General features: G+C 60.0%; 14 protein-coding genes and 3 pseudogenes. 9 read left to right on the plus strand and 8 right to left on the minus strand.

Features of this window, described 5'->3' with window-relative positions:
• Position 1: 1 nt before the first annotated feature.
• On the minus strand, positions 2-706 hold the full coding sequence (locus tag RWJ89_RS06545; protein ID WP_316030732.1) for a hypothetical protein: 705 nt from the start codon (positions 704-706) through the stop codon (positions 2-4).
• A 251-nt stretch (positions 707-957) separates the two neighbouring features.
• Between RWJ89_RS06545 and RWJ89_RS06550 the strand changes: the two genes are divergently transcribed.
• The 5 genes and pseudogenes from RWJ89_RS06550 to RWJ89_RS06570 form a co-directional block, all read left to right on the plus strand.
• Positions 958-1257 carry a hypothetical protein gene (locus RWJ89_RS06550; RefSeq protein ID WP_025397805.1) on the plus strand — a complete coding sequence of 100 codons (300 nt, stop codon included), beginning with the start codon at positions 958-960 and terminating at the stop codon, positions 1255-1257.
• 292 nt (positions 1258-1549) lie between these two features.
• Complete coding sequence (locus tag RWJ89_RS06555; protein ID WP_168278903.1) at positions 1550-1984, plus strand: hypothetical protein; 435 nt, start codon at positions 1550-1552, stop codon at positions 1982-1984.
• A 574-nt stretch (positions 1985-2558) separates the two neighbouring features.
• Positions 2559-2696, plus strand: a pseudogene (locus RWJ89_RS33220) (polar amino acid ABC transporter ATP-binding protein); the annotation flags it as partial.
• 185 nt (positions 2697-2881) lie between these two features.
• Entirely contained in the window at positions 2882-3487 is a 606-nt protein-coding gene (locus RWJ89_RS06565; protein WP_316030733.1) for a hypothetical protein, read from the plus strand.
• 1347 nt (positions 3488-4834) lie between these two features.
• A pseudogene (locus tag RWJ89_RS06570) lies at positions 4835-5053 on the plus strand (hypothetical protein); the annotation flags it as partial.
• A gap of 591 nt (positions 5054-5644) precedes the next feature.
• Here RWJ89_RS06570 and RWJ89_RS06575 read toward each other — a convergent pair.
• The 6 genes from RWJ89_RS06575 to RWJ89_RS06600 all read right to left on the minus strand — a co-directional run bounded on the left by RWJ89_RS06575 (position 5645) and on the right by RWJ89_RS06600 (position 14713).
• Positions 5645-7015 (minus strand): alpha-glucosidase/alpha-galactosidase, encoded by a 1371-nt coding sequence (locus tag RWJ89_RS06575; protein ID WP_316030734.1) that lies wholly within the window; start codon positions 7013-7015, stop codon positions 5645-5647.
• Positions 7016-7037: 22 nt separating this feature from the next.
• On the minus strand, positions 7038-8705 hold the full coding sequence (locus tag RWJ89_RS06580) for an ABC transporter ATP-binding protein (RefSeq protein WP_316030735.1): 1668 nt from the start codon (positions 8703-8705) through the stop codon (positions 7038-7040).
• A gap of 10 nt (positions 8706-8715) precedes the next feature.
• Positions 8716-9849 carry an ABC transporter permease gene (locus tag RWJ89_RS06585; protein ID WP_316030736.1) on the minus strand — a complete coding sequence of 378 codons (1134 nt, stop codon included), beginning with the start codon at positions 9847-9849 and terminating at the stop codon, positions 8716-8718.
• Position 9850: 1 nt separating this feature from the next.
• Positions 9851-10858 carry an ABC transporter permease gene (locus RWJ89_RS06590; protein ID WP_316030737.1) on the minus strand — a complete coding sequence of 336 codons (1008 nt, stop codon included), beginning with the start codon at positions 10856-10858 and terminating at the stop codon, positions 9851-9853.
• A 177-nt stretch (positions 10859-11035) separates the two neighbouring features.
• Positions 11036-13123 (minus strand): ABC transporter substrate-binding protein, encoded by a 2088-nt coding sequence (locus tag RWJ89_RS06595; RefSeq protein ID WP_316030738.1) that lies wholly within the window; start codon positions 13121-13123, stop codon positions 11036-11038.
• A gap of 123 nt (positions 13124-13246) precedes the next feature.
• On the minus strand, positions 13247-14713 hold the full coding sequence (locus RWJ89_RS06600) for an alpha-glucosidase/alpha-galactosidase (protein ID WP_131621455.1): 1467 nt from the start codon (positions 14711-14713) through the stop codon (positions 13247-13249).
• A gap of 60 nt (positions 14714-14773) precedes the next feature.
• On the opposite strand from RWJ89_RS06600, the gene RWJ89_RS06605 reads away from it, so the two are divergent.
• Positions 14774-15799: an AraC family transcriptional regulator gene (locus RWJ89_RS06605; protein ID WP_222061330.1), complete on the plus strand. Its 1026-nt coding sequence runs from the start codon at positions 14774-14776 to the stop codon at positions 15797-15799.
• 28 nt (positions 15800-15827) lie between these two features.
• Here the strand turns inward: RWJ89_RS06605 and RWJ89_RS06610 are convergent.
• A pseudogene (locus tag RWJ89_RS06610) lies at positions 15828-16735 on the minus strand (class I SAM-dependent methyltransferase); the annotation flags it as partial.
• A 181-nt stretch (positions 16736-16916) separates the two neighbouring features.
• On the opposite strand from RWJ89_RS06610, the gene RWJ89_RS06615 reads away from it, so the two are divergent.
• From RWJ89_RS06615 to RWJ89_RS06625, 3 genes are read left to right on the plus strand one after another with little or no spacing between them, the layout of a single operon-like run.
• Positions 16917-17237 carry a helix-turn-helix domain-containing protein gene (locus RWJ89_RS06615; protein ID WP_025397794.1) on the plus strand — a complete coding sequence of 107 codons (321 nt, stop codon included), beginning with the start codon at positions 16917-16919 and terminating at the stop codon, positions 17235-17237.
• Positions 17238-17498, plus strand: coding sequence for a hypothetical protein (locus RWJ89_RS06620; protein ID WP_131661943.1), 261 nt, complete (start codon positions 17238-17240; stop codon positions 17496-17498).
• A 9-nt stretch (positions 17499-17507) separates the two neighbouring features.
• Complete coding sequence (locus RWJ89_RS06625) at positions 17508-17747, plus strand: hypothetical protein (protein WP_017957896.1); 240 nt, start codon at positions 17508-17510, stop codon at positions 17745-17747.
• Positions 17748-17776: the final 29 nt, after the last annotated feature.

Below are 17776 nucleotides of genomic sequence, written 5' to 3' on the forward strand. Positions count from 1 at the left end.
TTTAGTCCCGCAGTAGTTCTGGACCAGCCAATCTTTCGAATTCGGTCACCTCGCGGTGGAATTCGGTCGCACGATCGTTCAGCTTCTTGTTCGCGGCGCGAAGCGCCGGACCGTAGTTGCCATCATAATTGTCTGGCTTCGTCGTGCCCCAGTTTGGATTACCCGTGACGTGATGCACGTGGGTGGCCACAGCCTCGGCGAATAGTCGGGCACTCTGCTTCACCGCTTGGAAACGGGCCTCAAACTCCGCAATCGAGAATTCGTATCGCGCCCCTTGCCATTGCTCGCCCAATTCCAGAACACCCTTGATGTAGCGCATGTCAAACGAATTACCGAAGTCGTAGTCTTTGAGGAATGCTATCTCATTATCGGTGACAAGCGTACGAAACCGCTTGTAGAGCGAGATGTCATGAGGCCGGATAGTCCGTTGAAAGGGCTGTTGCCCCGGTCGCTGCCAGTGGGCCCCCAGGACGGCTGTGCCAAGCCCCGCGACAACGAGGAACACCCCGAACCAAAGTGGCGCATCGCTCGGACGCAGGTCCCAGCCGAGGTACTTGTGTGCGGCTGAATATACGATCCAGGGCAGAATACCTGTCGCCGACGAAGCTCCGACTGCAGCAACGGCGCCACCGACCTTGCCCAGTCCCGTGCCAAACAGGATTCGCGCCAGCGAGAGAATAAAGTCCTTGTCGAGAGAGAATCGCATTGCCTGCCTCCAGGGAAATCTTCTGGTGCTCTGCATGGCTCTTCCGGCGTTGTCGAGTCCGGCTTCAAGGGCGACAACGGACCGACCGCAAAAGTAGTGCCAATGAACGGCCCCCTGGCGAGGTCTTACAGCAGAGCTAGTCGGAAAAGTTCTTGGGATCCGACAGACGAGGGTTTCCACAAAGTTTCAATTGACCGTTTCCGATGGCGAGGCGACACTTGCAACCTGCAGCAAGGGCAGGAGGAAAAACGATGGACGACACAGACCGCTGGCGCGACATGGCAAGCGCACCGAGAGACGGTAGCCGGATCCTCGTCACGATTCGCCCGTCCGAACAGGGGCCGGCAGAAGTTGATCTCGCCTATTGGTCGAATGGCGATCAGTTCGCTGGTGAAGGCTGGCGCGCCTCTGATTCGTCGCCCGGGCACATCATCGAATATGCCGAGCCGGAGTTGAAGTGTTGGATGCCGATGCCCTCGGCCAATCGTACCTCGATGCCCTCCCCTTGGGAAGGCGACGATGACCAGGAGCTCTACGGCTCGGGAATTTGATAGATCGCGCGCAATGCCATGAGTTCTGCTTCAGCGAACGGGTCCAGATTGCCGTCGGCCACGACTGCGGCGCGACGAAGTCGCCTCATACCGAACCCTGTCTGATTGCCTTCGTATGAGATGGCGGAGAAAGTTTGTGAGAAAAGAGCCCGCCCGCAAGCAAAGGCGCCTCAAGTGATTACGCAAACGTCAACGAGCGCCGTTTTCAATCGTGATTGGACAACGGCTTCGACCTGAGCGACGCTGTTATCGGGAGGCGGACCATCTATTTTTCCGGAGATAGGAGGCCGAAATGGAACAGTACGCATTAGACCAGTTGAAAAGCATCGCAACGGTCAGCCCGACCTGCAAGCGCCTTGAAATGACTAGGCGCGAGCGCCTTGAACGATGGGCCGAAAGTCTCGAAAGCAGCCCCAGACCGTTCCTCAAGACCCTTCACGAAACCGAATATCAGCCGATTGCCGATCGGCTTGCTCTCAGGGATGACGGCACCCCGATCTCCGTTGCATTCGCTGATCCCATGCTGCGGGCGGCAGGAATGGAAAATGACAGCTATGGAGAAGCCAAGCGGTTCTTCGAACTCAGCGATGAGCAATTGCATGATCTTGTGTGCTTCTGCCATTTCGGTGAACGCGTCAGCGCGGCAGTCGTCGCTCGCCGTTTGCGGAAGATGTCAGGCTCCAAACCAGACGGGTTTTTCGCTCAGTTTCGTGCGTGGTTCGCCTGACCGAGGTTAAGGGCCACCATCTGACGTGCTGGTCGGGGATGCATCGATCCCCGTCGGGTCGTTGCTCCTGCGGCATCGACTATCGCTGACATTTTGAGGGGGCAGATTTCTGAAGCGGTTGGTTCCTGCTAGTCAGCAGGAACCAGGTTTTCTGCGCTGGCCTACCACGCCCCCTAAGGACTTGGGGTCAGGGCGTTCACCAGCAGCACCCACATCTATGTCAGCGTGCTGGGGAGGATGCCTCGCCGAGCGAATATCCAGTCAGGGAGAGGTCTGGAGAGGCCGTATCGCTACTTACCGCCAGCTAATCACGCGCTTGCCATTGTAGGTGATTTAACGGAAAATCCTCGGCGTGGCCCTTGAGGCCTGGGCAGCCTGCCATGATCGGAGAACGCCGTGCCTCTGAAGAACATTTTGGCCGCAGCAGCAATCGTCTTCATGACACTCTCAGGATGCGCAACTAGCGGATCGGACAACACAACCTATGCACAGCCGCAGGGGATAGGCCCAGTTCGCGGTGAAATAGGCGGTTACTAGCCCATCGAGAGTGTTTCTACCGCTTTAGAAACACAGCCTGGCTGTTTACGACGAACCAACCTCGGCGTTCGATCCGATGTCGGTCGCTGTCGCGGAGGAAGGCATGACGATGATGACCCACGAAATGGGCTTTGCCCGCAAGGTCGCGCAACGCGTGGTGTTCATGGATGCCGGCGGCGAGATCCTGCGCCACTAGTTCCGCCCATTACGTGACTCGGTCACGGCTCCGACGCGACCTCACCGCGTTTACCACCCACGGATCGCAGGTGCTGCATCGCGTTGGCAGATCGGGTGTTCATGCTGTCGTTGTGACATCGGGTCAGGCCAAAAGCATCACAGTCTCGATGAGGAATATCTGGAATGTCGATCTTGCTGAGAAGTTTGTCGTCCCTGTTGGTTGGACTAACATTGGCGGGGCCCGCCTCTGGCAATTGCTTGAGCGTTAAAGAAACCAAACAGGGCGTGCTGCTTACCAGAGAAGTGCCTTTCTTTTCCGCGTTCTACAAGCCGGACGGTCCGGGTCTCACCGAACAACGGCTGATGGAGCGTAACCGTTCACTGCAGCCGGTGTCGGCTGTATATTTGCACCCCTTGCTCGTCGAAAAGAGAGTTAGTGCCAGCGGGACGCATGAGCTGAAATACGCGAATGCGATTGCGTTAGACGATCTACCACAGAAGAAGAACTGGCAATCCGAGACTAAGCTTTTCATCAATGGCCAAAAATCCGTTTCGGGCGCTACTATTATTAGGTTCGACGGCTGGGGAGAAGAAGCTATCGCGTCTTGTTCCTACAAAGTTTGGGCCGTCAACAGCCGTCTCGAACTGACGGGATTGCCTCCGATTATTTTTGAACAATACTATTCCCCCGAGCTTCGTCTCGTTCTTCGTTCGGTAAGGTTAGGCCCCTCCAACCAGCCGTTGAGCGAGGTTCGATTTGATCGGTTCCAAATTGGCTGGGGCAACTGATTGATCGTGAGGTCAGACTGCCAGTACGAAGGCAGCTTCGCATCAATGATAGCCATGCTGGTTTCCCTGACGTCACCAGGCGTCTTTGCTGAGCACCGGCGGCAGCTCCTTTGGCAAGGAGTTGTCAGTTCAAAATCGAAGTCAGTATATCAAGTGAGATCGAACGCTATCGTTTTCAAGGACCGCTTGTGCATTAGCTGCCAAGCTTCGGCCTCAGATCCTGCGTCTGCAAACGATGAGACGAATGCGCTTATCGACCTGGTGAGAAAGATGAGCGGATCCTGATTATTCGCCTACGGCTGGAACATTCAGTTTGCGCTCCGATTGTCCCTCCTCGCCCTTTATGACCGAGGACTGCACTTCGAACGCAGGAAGGAGGAAACCGGGGACCGACTGCCCGGCAAGCTGTTCTCCTTGGGCGGCACACGCCCTGCCCTTCACCTGCCGGCCGTGCCAATAACGTGCGATATCGGTGATGGCATCGCGAGACGGTTGGATCGTCGTTGTTCCAGACAACGAACCCGCTAAAGTTGCTTCACGAGGGTCCGGCAGTTGCTAAGGTTTGTCGACAGGCTCGCCGTTTGGGTTGGGCACCGGTGCCTCCCTCGTATCTCGAGCCGGGGGTTTGTGATCGTCAGTCTCTGGTGGCGCTTCCTTACGGTCAGGGCGATTGACAGGCTGCTCTTTAAGATTGCCCCCCTGTGATGGGGCATTATTCTTTTTGGACATGGTCAGCTCCTCCATTCAACGGTACGAACAGACTGGCGAGATCAAAAGTTCCGAGGCAGCCAGACTGCCGTCGTCAGAGCATATATCCATCTGCAGCATAGCTATCGACCATTCGCAGGGATGACGCTTGATAAGCGGCGCCCGAGGCAAGGAGGATGCACGCGGGTCAGCGCCAGTGTGACGTCAGCGCCGGCGGCAAACGGCGGCCCTTACCGTAGATGCGCAGTGTGGAATCGGATTTCTATTCAGGTGTGGCTCTCGATCAGCAGGGAGCTTCTAAAGGAGCTGCGTCGCATCACCAAGCTACAACCGCAACGACGCTAGTCGCGCTTCGAACCTCCGTCAGTGCCTCGGAACCGCCAGACACCGCCTGAATGAGCGGACTAGCCGGACTGGATGGCAGCAAAGTCGAGCCGCCCATTTGAAGGTTCTGCCCGACGACGAACGGCGGCTTCGGAGCAGTGCCGCGTTTCTGCGCTGGAAGGTCGTCGTGAGAGGAATTGGAAGCCGGGTAGATCGACGGGTGATCATTATCCACCCGATGACGACCTGGACAAGCTGAGGCATTCTCATTTCCAGGTTTTCCGCTATCATCCACAAGTCACGGGAGTAGGCGTCATGATTGCAGCGAGTTTGGTTCCGGATGCATTTTACTGGGCGAAGTCCTCGAAATATTTCGACGGACGACCGACGATCGTTCGGGTCTCCACGGTCTTCGGGGAGGATTCTGACTATTGGACGCTGGCGCTCCTGGGAACCGATCAGCACGCTATGCCCGCAGACTTCGAGATCATCGCTCTGGTGGAGCTCCCAGAAGAATACCCTCTCCGGCAAGCGCCGAGTGAACCGTTCACCGGGCAAGCGAACGAGGGGCCTGACAGAGGGCACCCTTTTTGTCGGGCGTTCATACCGACAATCGCTTTTCCTTTAATCGAAACACAACGACCAACCCTTCGGGGTCCAGTCGTAACAGATCGAACCGTCTAACTGACCCACCCAGTTTGAGCCCTGAAGGCGCAGCCAATCTTGTTGGAGACGACACCGATGTCGTTTGAGGGGACACTTGCCGCCCTGGCTAACGGGCAAATAAAAAAGGCCGGGGCGAAATCGCACCGACCTTTCCAACATCGCTCTCACACCAGTGCCAGTACATCCGTGGTCAAAAGCAGATAAGCGACTTCGGCAGTCGCGAACGCTCGCGTGGAGCACTCACCAGCAACGCCGATGACCGTTAGATAGCGTCGGACTGTGTTTAATTCAAGTCGCCCGGCAAGAACTCCGCCAATCCGACGTATCGCCATCTCGCCTGCGCAACAGCCGATGGCCTGCCGGCAACTTAATCGAAAAAGCGCCCCACCCCACACGCGCAAAAAGCCCCGCGGTTGTTGCGACCGCGGGGCTTCTTGACGCCTCACCCGGGAGAGGGGATCAGGCGGCTTGTACTTTGCGGGTCGTGCGTGCCCATTCGGGCAGCCAGTCGCCGTGGGTGGCGAGCAGGTCGTCGACCAGCGACCAGATCTGGTCGAGGTCGAGTTCGGCTGCCGTATGCGGGTCCATCATCGCGGCGTGGTAGATGTGCTCGCGATTTTCCGTCATCAGCGCCTGCACCGTTAGCTCCTGGACGTTGATATTGGTGCGGATCAGCGCGGTCAGTTGCGGCGGCAGGTCGCCGATGAAGGTCGGCTGGATGCCGGAGGCGTCGACGAGGCAGGGCACTTCGGCGGCGCAATTGGCAGGCAGCGAGGTGATGCAGCCATTGTTGCGGACATTGCCGTAGATCACCGAGGGTTCGCCGGTCCAGACCGAGTTGATGATCGAGGAGGCATATTCCTTCGACGGCTGGACCTCAATCTTGTCGGCCGAACGATAGGCCTCCGCCTGGCCCTTCCAGCGCTCGATCTGCTCGATGCAGCGTTTCGGATATTCGTCGAGCGGAATGCCGAATTTCTCGATCAGGTCTTCGCGGCCCTCCTTGATGAAATAGGGCGTGTATTCAGCGAAATGCTCCGAGCTTTCGGTGACGAAATAGCCAAGCCGCGTCAGCATCTCGTAACGCACCTTGTTCGGGCAGCGCGGGTTCCAGCCGGGCTTCGGCGCCCTGCCCTCGCGGTAGCCGCGCACGAGATCGGGATAGAGGTCGCGGTAGGAACCGTCCGGCTGGCGATGCTCGAATTTGAGATAGAAGGCCATGTGGTTGATGCCGGCCGCGCGGTAACGGATTTCCTCGTAAGGGATGTCGAGGTCGTGGGCCAGTTCCATCGCCGTGCCCTGCACCGAATGGCAAAGGCCGACCTGGCGGATGGTCGGATATTTCTCCGATATCGCCCAGGTGTTGATCGCCATCGGGTTGACATATTGCAGCATGATCGCCTCGGGGCAGACGGCGAGCATGTCCTCGCAGACCTTCCAGAGATGCGGCACGGTGCGAAGCCCGCGCATGATGCCACCGACGCCCAGCGTGTCGGCGATCGTCTGGCGCAGCCCGTACTTCTTCGGCACCTCGAAATCGGTGACCGTGCAGGGCTCATAGCCGCCGATCTGGAAGGCGACGACGACGAAATCGGCGCCTGCAAGCGCCTTGCGCTGGTCGGAATAGGTCTCGGCCTTCGCTTTCACGCCGAGCGTCGAGATCAGCTTGTTGACGACGACGGCGCTTTCCTCCAGCCGCTGCGGATTGAGATCCATCAGCGCGATCGTCGCACCTGACAGCGCGGGCCGCTGCAGCACGTCGCCGACGATGTTCTTCATGAAGACGGTGGAGCCTGCTCCGATAAAAGTGATTTTGGGATTTCCTGCCATTATAGCCTCCGGCATTCGATAATCATGCTACCTCGAAAGCGGCCTTGACGAGCCGTTCGGTGTAGGCGGTCTTGGGATGGGATAGTACTTCGTCGACGGGACCCTCTTCGACGATCTTGCCATGCTGCATGACAATGACGCGATGGCACAGCGCCCTGACGACCTTGAGGTCGTGGGAGATGAAGAGGTAGCTCAGGCCGCGCTCGTCCTGCAGCTTGCGCAGCAGTTCGATGATCTGCGCCTGGACGGAAAGGTCGAGCGCCGATGTCGGCTCGTCGAGCAGGATGAATTCCGGCTCCAGCGCGATGGCGCGGGCAATGGCGATGCGCTGGCGCTGGCCGCCGGAAAATTCGTGCGGGAAACGCGACAGGATATTGCCCGGCATGCCGGCAGCAATCAGCGCTTCGCGCACCCGATCCTGCCGTTCGGCCTTGGTCGCGCCCAGCCTGTTGACGACGAGACCTTCCTCGATGATCTGGCCGATCGTCATCCGCGGATTGAGCGATGAGAAAGGATCCTGGAACACCACCTGCATTCGGGCGCGCAATGGCCGCATCTCGGACCTGGACAGGCCGTGGATCGGCTGATTGTCGAAACGGATCTCGCCGCTGTCGGGCGTGTTCAGCCGGAGGATTGCCTGGCCGAACGTCGTCTTGCCGGAGCCGGATTCGCCCACCAGACCGAGCGTCTCGTGACGGCGCAGCGTCAGATTGAGGCTGTCGACGGCGACAAGCTCGCGCATCGCCGGCTTGAGAAAGGTACCGTGACGCATCATGAAGGAGACCCGCACGCCCTTGGCATCGAGGATGACATCCGACCCTTCCGGCAGCGGATTGGCCTGGCCGCGCGGCTCGGAGGCGAGCAGATGCTTGGTATAGGCATCCTGCGGATTGGCAAACAGCGCTTCGGTGGTGTTGTGCTCGCGCACTTCGCCGTACTGCATCACATAGACGTAATCCGAGAACTGCCGCACCACCGTCAGGTCGTGGGTGATGAGGATGACGGCCATCCCCAGCTCTTTCTGCAGGTTGCGGATCAGGTTGAGGATCTGCGCCTGCACGGTGACGTCAAGCGCCGTCGTCGGCTCGTCGGCGATCAAAACGTCGGGATCGTTGGCAAGCGCCATGGCTATCATCACCCGCTGGCGCTGGCCGCCGGAAAGCTGATGCGGATATTGCATGAGCCGCGCGGCGGGATCGGGGATCTGCACATGTTCCAGCAGTTCGAGCGCGCGCTTTTGCGCATCCCTCTTGCTGATCCGGCGATGCACGCGGATCGCTTCGACAATTTGGCTGCCGATCGTATAGATCGGGTTCAGCGAGCTCATCGGCTCCTGGAAGATCATCGAGATGCGATCGCCGCGCAGCTTGCGGCGCGCCCGCTCGGAGAATTTCAAAATATTGCTGCCGTCATAGGCAACCGTCGATTTCTCGGAGACGACGGCACGCTTCGACAACAGCCCCATCACCGTTCGCGCCGTCACCGATTTGCCCGAACCGGATTCGCCGACGATCGCGATCGTCTCGCCGCGATAGAGCTGGAAGGAGACGTCCTTGACGGCTTCGACCATGCCGTCTTCGACCTTGAAGTTCACCGCCACGTTGCGGGCATCGATGATCGGCGTGTCCGAACGGCCATCATGATCGTGGCGGACGGGCGGAGCGAAGGAATTGACCAGTGCAAGAGCCATATCAATCACCTCAATAAGGATCGACCGCGTCGCGCAGTCCGTCGCCGAGCGCATTGAATGCGAAGACGGTGACGAGCACGAAGCCGACGGGAGCGAGAATCCAGGGATAGGAGCCGATCACCGAATAAGTCGCCGTATCCTGCAGCATCAGCCCCCAGGAGATCAGCGGCGGCTTAACCGCAAAGCCGAGGAAACCGAGGAAGGATTCCAGCAGCACGACACTCGGTATATGCAGCGTCACCGCGACGATGACGTGGCTCATCACGTTCGGCAAGATGTGCTGGAAGATGATGCGTGTGTCGGTGGCGCCGACGGCCATGGCCGCCCGGACATAATCGATGCGGGCGAGCGCCAGTGTCTTGCCGCGCACCTCGCGCGACATCTGCGCCCAGCCGAGCGCCGACATGACGACGATGACGAAGGCGAGGAAGACATTGGTCGGCGCCGTCACCGGGATCAGCGAGGTCAGCGCCAGATAGAGCGGCAATTGCGGGAAGGCCAGCACCAGCTCGACGAAACGCTGCAGCCAGACGTCGAAGGTGCCGCCGAAATAGCCCGATACCATTCCGACGGTGGTGCCGATGACGGTGACGATGAAGACCACCGTTAGGGCAATCGTCAGCGAGATGCGCGAGCCGATGATGGCGCGCGACAGCACGTCGCGGCCGAACTTGTCGGTGCCGAGAAAATGCACCGGCTTTCCGTCGGTCGAGCCGAAGAAGTGACGGTTGGCGGGGATCAGGCCGAACAGCCGGTATTCGGCGCCCTTGACGAAGAAGCCGAGCAGCCGCGGATTGTCGTAGTCGATGCCGACAATTGGCTGGAAGGTGACCGGATCAAGCTCTTCGGAATCCGACAGCGCATAGACGCGCGGCTGGAAGACGAAATTGCCGTCCTTGTCGTGGAAGCTCATCACCTGTGGCGGCGCGAAGCCGACATCGGTCGCCTTCGGATCCATCGGCGAGAAGAAATCGGCAAAGATCGCCATGAGGAGCAGGAGCACGACGAGCACGAGCCCGGCCATGCCGGTCCAGGAGCGCCTCAGCCGGCGCCAGACAAGGGCGATATAGCTCTCATGCCCACGCGATGGCTTGGCCACGATGTCGGTCGTCGGCGGTGTTGCAGAAGAGTCGAAAGCAAGCATCTCAGGCTCCTCCATATTGGCGGACACGCGGATCGAGCAAGGCGAGCAGCATGTCGGCGATGATGTTGCCGACGATCAGCGTCGCCGACAGCACCATCATGAAGGTGGCGGTGACATAGACGTCGCCGACGGCCATCGAGCCGACGATGGCCGGTCCGACGGTCGGAAGCGCGAAGATGATGGCGGTCTCGATCTCGCCGGTCAGCATGTAAGGCAGCACGACCCCCTGGTACATCACCAGCGGATGCAGCGCATTCGGCACCGCATGGCGCATCACCACCGCTCCGCCTGAAAGGCCCTTGGCCTTGGCCGTCTCGACATATTGGGCGTTCAGCGTATCGAGCAGATTGCCGCGCATGACGCGCATGTTGTAGGCGAGCCCGCCGAAGGTGGCGATCGCCACGACCGGCCAGACATGGTGGACGAGATCGACGAATTTCGCCCAGGACCAGGGCGCCCCGCCATATTGCGGCGAAAAGAAGCTGCCGATCTCGGTCACGTTGAGCTGGAAGACCAGGAGATAGACCATGATCAGCGCCATCAGGAAGCGCGGCACCGTCATGCCGAGGAAGGAAATTCCCGAAAGCAGGCTGTCGATCCAGCTGTACTGGCGGGTTGCCGCCCAGATGCCGAAACCGATGCCGAGCACCGAAGCGAAGAGATGGCAGACGAGCGCCAGAAGCAAGGTCCGCGGCAGGCGTTCGCCGACGACATCGGCGACCGGCTTGTTGTAGAACATGCTGTAACCGAAATCGCCGCGGGTCACGATTCCGCCGATCCAGTTGATGTACTGGACGACCAGCGGCTTATCGAGCCCGTGTTCGACGCGGTAAGCCTGCGCTTGCGCTTCGGCCTGGGCATAGGAGGCGCCCCCCTGGTTGATCAGCTGGGAGCGGATGTAATCGGCATAGTCGCCGGGCGGGGCCTGGATGATTGCGAAAGTCACCACGCTCAGGATGAAGAGAATGGGGATCGCGGAGGCTATGCGCACGAGCAGGAATCGTAACATCAGACGGTTCGCTTCTCCTTGCCGCCAGTCGCTCCTTGTCAGCGCGGCCGGCTCGTTGGTCATATCGGGCCGCGCGCGGCACGCGCGGCCCGGAACTCACTTCAGCTGGGAGGGAGCTCTCCAGCGCGTCGCATCACATGCGACGCGCTTTAACTCTTTGTTTCCGGGCATCATGCATCAGTTGATCGGACCCTTCTCGCCGGGCTTGCCGGGCAGCTGTTCGGGGAACAGCTCGTATTTGCCCTGCTTGTCGGCGGCCACCCACATGCGTTCGCGGATCACCGAGTCTTCAGCCCAATTGAACATCATAATCGGCGTGCCCTGCGGCACGTTCGAGAACCGCTTGTTGATGATCAGCGCGCCCGGATATTCCGTCAGGCCCACCGTGTTGACGTGCTCGGTCGAGATTTTCTGGTACTGCTTCATCAGGTCGACGCGCTCCTCGTTGCTCTGGCTCGTCCTGAACTTGTTGATGACGTCGATGAGCTCCTTCTCGAACGGCATCAGATCGAGCTTGTCATCCTTGCCGGCGCGATGGTGCCAGCTGGTGCGCGGACCGACAGGGGCAAGCTGTTCGGTGTTCTGCACCACCGACGACAATTCCGTCGTGTTGCGCTGGATCAGCCAATCGAAGCGGCCGGCGTAATGGGCGTCGTCACGCTTGGCGCCGTCGAGCGCATTGATGACGATCTTCAGCCCGAGCTTCTCCATCTGGCCGACGACACCTTCGGCGAGGCTCTTGTCGGTCGTGTACTGATTGTTGATCAGCATGACGATTTCGACATCCTTGCCGCCCGCCGTACCGGCCGGGAAGTTCACGACGCCGTTGCCGTCGGTGTCCTTGAGGCCGGCCTTGGCGAGTTCGGCCTTGGCGCCCTCAAGATCGAAGGGATAGTAGACGGTCGAGTTACGGTCGTAGAAGCTGGTGCCGGAAGAAAGCCCGCCGGGATAGATCGCGGTGAACGGTCCCTTGACCAGCGAGTCGCCGATCGCCTTGCGGTCGAGCGCCATGGTGACGGCCTTGCGGAAATCCTCGTTGCGGTTCAGTTCGCGGATCGCCTCACCGCGCTCGTCCGGATTGCCCCAGCCATTGGCGGAAAAGTTCATGCGAAGATTGTAGCCGATGAGGCGCGGGCCGAAGGCAAGGCGGGCGGGCGCCGTTTCTTCCGCGGCACGCTTCAGCGAGGCGACGAAGTTTTCCGGCTGCTCGAGGTTCGAGATGTCGGCGGATCCGGCCACGGCCTGAACGTCGCGGTCGGCCCAGGTCGAGAGCTTGTAGTGCAGCTCGTTCAGATAAGGCAGCTGATTGCCCTTCTCGTCGACCTTCCAGTAATAGGGGTTGCGGCGCATGACGATGATATCGTCGGAGCGATATTCCACCGGCACCCAGCCGCCCATGACCGGCATGTTCATGAACTCCGGCGGGAAGGCGTTCTTGAACTGGTCGTAGGTATTCTTCGAATATTTCGGATGCTTCGGCTTCAGGATATGCGACGGACCCGGGCAGAAGTTCGGGTAGGACATCGTATAGAGATATTGCTTCGGGAAGGCCTCCTTGAAGGTCCATTCGACGGTGTAGTCGTCGATCTTCTTCAGCGTCGTCCCGGTGCCGAAGGCTTCCGGCGAGGCGCCGCCGCCAAGCGGCGAGACGTTCGGGTCGATGACTTCGTCTTCCCAGTAGAACATGATGTCGTCGGCGTTGAACGGCGCGCCGTCAGACCACTTGGCGCCTTCGATCAGGTGCATGGTCAGCTTATGGCCGTCTTCAGACCAATCCCAGCTCTTGGCGAGGTTGGGCAGCGGTTCGGTGTCGGACGCCTGCACCTGGAACAGCGGCGCGGTGCGCGTCAGGCATTCGGAAAGGCCGATATCGATGCCGCCCCAGCCCTGCGTCTGGCCGGCGCCATAGTTCCAGCCTTCCGGCCGGCCGCCGATGACGTGGCGCATCGTATCGCCGTAGACACCGATGCCGTCGGGCATGTTGCCTGTTTTAAAGACCATCGGCTCCTTCGGCAGGCGATCCTTGACCGGCGGCAGCTTGCCGGAAGCGACGAAATTCTTCGTGACCCAGTCGGGCTCGTGATATTCAGGCAGCGCCTTGAACTCCAGGATGGAGTCGCGCGCGACATAGTTGATCTTGCCTTCGGCGGGGAAGTCGGCCGGCGCCGGCGGGATGGTTGGCTCGGAGGCATAGGCATTCAGCGCCGCGGCTGAGACGCTGAGCGCCAGTCCGGCCAGGATGCCTGCGTTACGGAAATTCATCATCGTTTCTCCCTCTTGTTCCGGAGCGCGGTTCCCGCGGCTCCTTTTCCTCGAACGACATGAAAGCGGGCCTGACGTCATGGATTTCCCTCCCGGAAACCCATGACGACCCATCCTTCAAGAACATCAGACGGCCTGTTTCAGCGCCGCCTTTTCCGCGCGCAGCTCCTCGATCGAGCGAACGTTGCGGCGTGCGGCCCCCGCCCAGTCGCGGGTCTGCACCTTCGATTTCGACAACCGCTCCTTGGCGGCCGGCACGGCATCGGCATATTGCGGCAGCCAGCGCGCCTGGGCAACGACCATCTCGTCGACCATCTGCCAGACCTCTTCCGGCGTCGAGACGGCGCCGACCAGCGGGTCGTGGAGCACGGCCAGCTTCAAGAGGTCGATGTCGCCTGATATCGCCGCGTGCACCGACATGCGCTGGACGTTGATCGAGGCGATGCAGGTGGCCGCACAAGCTTCCGGCAGGGTGACGCCGGAAACCATGTTGATGCCGAAGCGATCGACGAAGCCCGGCGATTCGATGATCGCATCGGACGGCAGGTTGGTGATGACGCCATTGTTCTTGACGTTGAAATGGCCGCGATAGACCCGGTTCGTCTCCAGCGCCTCGAGGATATGGCTCGCATGTTCGTTCGAGCGCTTGGCGGGATCGATCGGCTTTGCGGCGGATTCCAGGAATTGCGGATATTCCGTCTCGAACCAGTTGCGCGTTTCGGTCGAATGGCGGAGATAGCCGCCGGTCTCGCCATGGATCCAGTCGGACATGTCGATCCAACGGGTGATCTCGTCCGGCCGCTTGCGATACCAGGGCAGGTATTCCGAGAGATGGCCGTTGCTTTCGGTGGAATAGACGCCGAAACGCTTCAGCACGTCGATGCGCAATTTCTCCTGCTGCGAATAGACCGGATGCGCCTCGAAGGCGGCGATCAACTCATCCTTGCCGATCCTGCGGCCGTTGAGGCGAAGGTCGATGAACCAGGTCTGGTGATTGATGCCGGAGCAGATGTAGTCGAGCTCACTCAGCGACTTTGCGCCGAGCACCTCGGCGATCTGTTCGGCGCCATGCTGGACGCCGTGGCAGAGACCGACAGTATCGACCTTGCCATATTCGATCGCTGCCCAGGTGTTCATCGCCATCGGGTTGGCATAATTCAGGAATTTCGCGCCGGGTTCGGCGACCTCTCTTATATCCTTGCAGAAGTCGAGGATGACCGGGATGTTGCGCTGGCCATAGAGGATGCCGCCGGCGCAGATCGTATCGCCGACGCACTGGTCGATGCCGTATTTCAGCGGGATGCGGATATCGTCGGCATAGGCCTCGAGCCCGCCGACCCGGACGCAGCTGATGATGTAGCGCGCGCCTTCGAGCGCCTGGCGCCGGTTGGTCGTCGCCGTCACCTTCGTCGGCAGCCCGTTCGCCTCGACGACGCGGTCGAGGATCGCCTTGATCATTTCCAGATTATGTTCGCTGATATCGGTCAGCGCGAATTCGATGTCGCGAAACTCGGGAACGCACAATATGTCGGTGAACAGCTTCTTGGTGAAACCGACGCTGCCCGCACCGATGATAGCGATTTTGAAACTCATGATCTTCACCTCGACCCAATCGAATGCTAAGGAAAAGACGGTTATGGAGGATCAGGCCGCATGCCGCCGCATGTGGCTGAAAACACCGTAAAATCTGCCTTTTTCCTCCCGGCCGCTCTGTCGGCCGTGGTCTCTTCCTCGTGTCGGCCGGGATTATGCCCGAAATCGGCAGGGCGACCAGAGAAGGATTATGCTTTCAGGGGTAATTTTGTGCTGCAGGATTTGATCGCCAACGGACAGTCGATGAGGACGGTTTCGCTGCCCCGCGGCCGCCAGCGATTGCACGCCATGCCGACCAGCGCCGGCTATGAAGTGCGCGAGAACGAGAGCTATGACTGGGACGGTCGCCGGCGCGGCCAGACTCCCTTCACCGTGCTGCAGCACACGATCAGCGGCAGCGGCCAGCTGCGCTACCAGCACCGCAACTATCGCCTTCAGGGTGGCGATACGCTGCTCGTCCTGGTGCCGCACAATCATCGCTACTGGCTGGAGAAGGGCGATCGCTGGGAATATTTCTGGATCTCGATGAATGGCGAGGAAACCCTGCGCATCCACCAGATGGTGCTGTCGACCGCCGGCCCGGTGCTGAAGCTGCAGCCCTCGACCATCGATCATCTCGCCGATTGCAGCCTGCGGCTGGTCAAGGGCGCGACATCGCCGGGCGCTGCCTCGGCGATTGCCTATGAAGCGGCGATGGCGCTTTACGATGACGTCTTCGGCTCGCCGGCCTTCGCCGCCGAGCTCAGCCTCATGCAGCCGGTGATCGACCATATCAATGCCAATCTCGAAAAGCCGCTGCCGGTCAGCGAGCTTGCCGGCATCGTCGGCCTCAGCCGCGCGCATTTCTCGCGCAGCTTCGCCGAGAGCGAAGGCATGCCGCCGGCCGAATTCGTGCTGCAGCAACGCCTGCAGCGCGCCGTCAAGCTGCTGACCAAGGCCGACTTCCTGCCGGTCAAGGAAGTCGCCATCATGTGCGGCTTCGAAGACCCCAACTATTTCTCCAAAGTCTTCCGCCGCGTCTACGGCACCAACCCCACCGAATTCCGCACGACCGGCATGTATGCCAGCATCGGAAAACTGCGATAGCGGTTGATCCCATTCGGCGGGCTTGGCTTCAGGCCCGCACCTCGAATACCATGTTGAAAGGCGTTTCCGTGGCGCGCCGGAAATGCGTGAATCCGGCGTCGAGCGCGACCTTTCGAAGTTTCATTTCTCCGGCTTGCGCGCCGAGCCCGAGCCCCACCTCCTGGGAGAGCGATGCCGGCGTGCAGATCATCGTCGACGCGCCGTAGTAGACGCGGCCGACCGGATTGAGATTGTCCTTGAGGTGATCATGGGCAAAAGGCTCGACGATCAGCCACGTGCCGTTCGGCCCAAGCGTTTCCTTGACATGCCGGCCGGCGCCGACTGGATCGCCCATGTCGTGAAGACAGTCGAACATGGCGACCATATCATAGCCGCGTCCCGGAAATTCCGCCGCCGAGCCCTGCTGGAAGGTCACACGGTCCGCAACACCCGCATCTTCGGCGGCGGCCTTCGCCCTTTCGATCGACGGGCCATGATAGTCGAAGCCGGTGAAGCGGGAGGCGGGATAGGCCTGCGCCATCAGGATGGTCGATGCCCCATGACCGCAGCCGACATCGGCGACACTGGCGCCGGCCTTGAGCTTTTCTTCGACCCCGGAAAGAGCCGGTATCCATTCATTGACGAGATGGCTGTTATAGCGCCCGGACGAAAGAACCGCTCGGTTCCCCGGAAGAGGCAGGTGCTGTGCTCATGCCAGCCGAGACCCTTGCCGGTACGGAAGGCATCGGCGACTTTGGGCTCGTCCATCCACATGGATTGGACGACCTCGAAGGCGCCGACGAAAAAGGCGGGGCTGTTTTCCTCGGCAAACACCATCGCCTGCTCCGGCGTCAGGCTGAAACGATCGGTCTTTTCATCATAAGCAATGTAGTCGGCGGCCGCCTGGGCGCTCAGCCATTCCCTGACGCAGCGCTCCTTCACCCCCGTCTTCGCGGCGCGCGTGATAAGGATGATCTAAATTAGACTTTAATGATATTCCGTCAATTACCCGGACCTTTGCAGATGGAATACCGGCGGTCGAAGAATGTGGCGGACGGGCTAACATCACTTGTGTGGAGATGAGATTTTCGTATAGTTTTACGGAAGCAGACTACGCTTTTGATGCAAGGTTGTCGTTTTGTCTCTATCTTCTGCTCAATGTCGGGCTGCCCGCGCACTTCTGGAGTGGTCGCAGGACGATCTCTCGTCAGCCTCGAAAGTTGCCAAAGCGACGATTGCCAATTTCGAGGCCGGAAAGCGCTCTCCCTATGAACGCACACTTCAGGACATGAAGCAGGCGCTGGAAGTTGGCGGCGTCATTTTCATCCCCGAAAACGGCGGAGGGGCCGGCGTTCGCCTTGCGAAACGCGCGACCGCCTCGATCGACACGAACGAAACCCAGACGGTTCAATACGAGGAGCATCTCACAAATGACGCCCCTCCCGGTGCAGGCGGCTGAATGGCAAAGAAAGAGAAGCTTGAACACTCCGAACTGGCGGGAGAATTCACCGACGACGGAATCACCGTGCTCGTCGATATCTTCCGCACATCGGGCAGCAATGAAGACTGGACGATGGAAGTGGTCACGCAAGCGGAAGACCTGATCCGCTGGGACGAGCCATTTGCGACAGACAGGGATGCCTTCGACGAATTCCTGGCCGTCGTCGCCCGCGACGGCATTCGATCCTTTCTCGAAGAAGACGAGCCATCCGTGCATTGAGGAATATCCGTGAAAAGCATCAATGATCTCGTCGCATCGGCGAAAACCGTCTGCGATCGATACCGGGCCGGGCGGATGGAGCGTGAGACCGTGCGGGAATGGGTTCTCGGACTTGGCGCCTATCCGCCGCCGCATGGAGATCGGGTGCGCGAAGCTGCGGAATGGTTCCGGCTGCACAATCGTGAACCTGTTTCCGAAGATATCGTGCTGGTGGACATCGATCGACTTGCAGCGATCGCGGCGCCGTGATCCCGCGGCGCCGGCGCTGTTTTGCGGTT

This window comes from Rhizobium sp. 10PS4 (assembly GCF_032464805.1).
In the GTDB taxonomy this organism is placed as follows: domain Bacteria; phylum Pseudomonadota; class Alphaproteobacteria; order Rhizobiales; family Rhizobiaceae; genus Rhizobium; species Rhizobium laguerreae.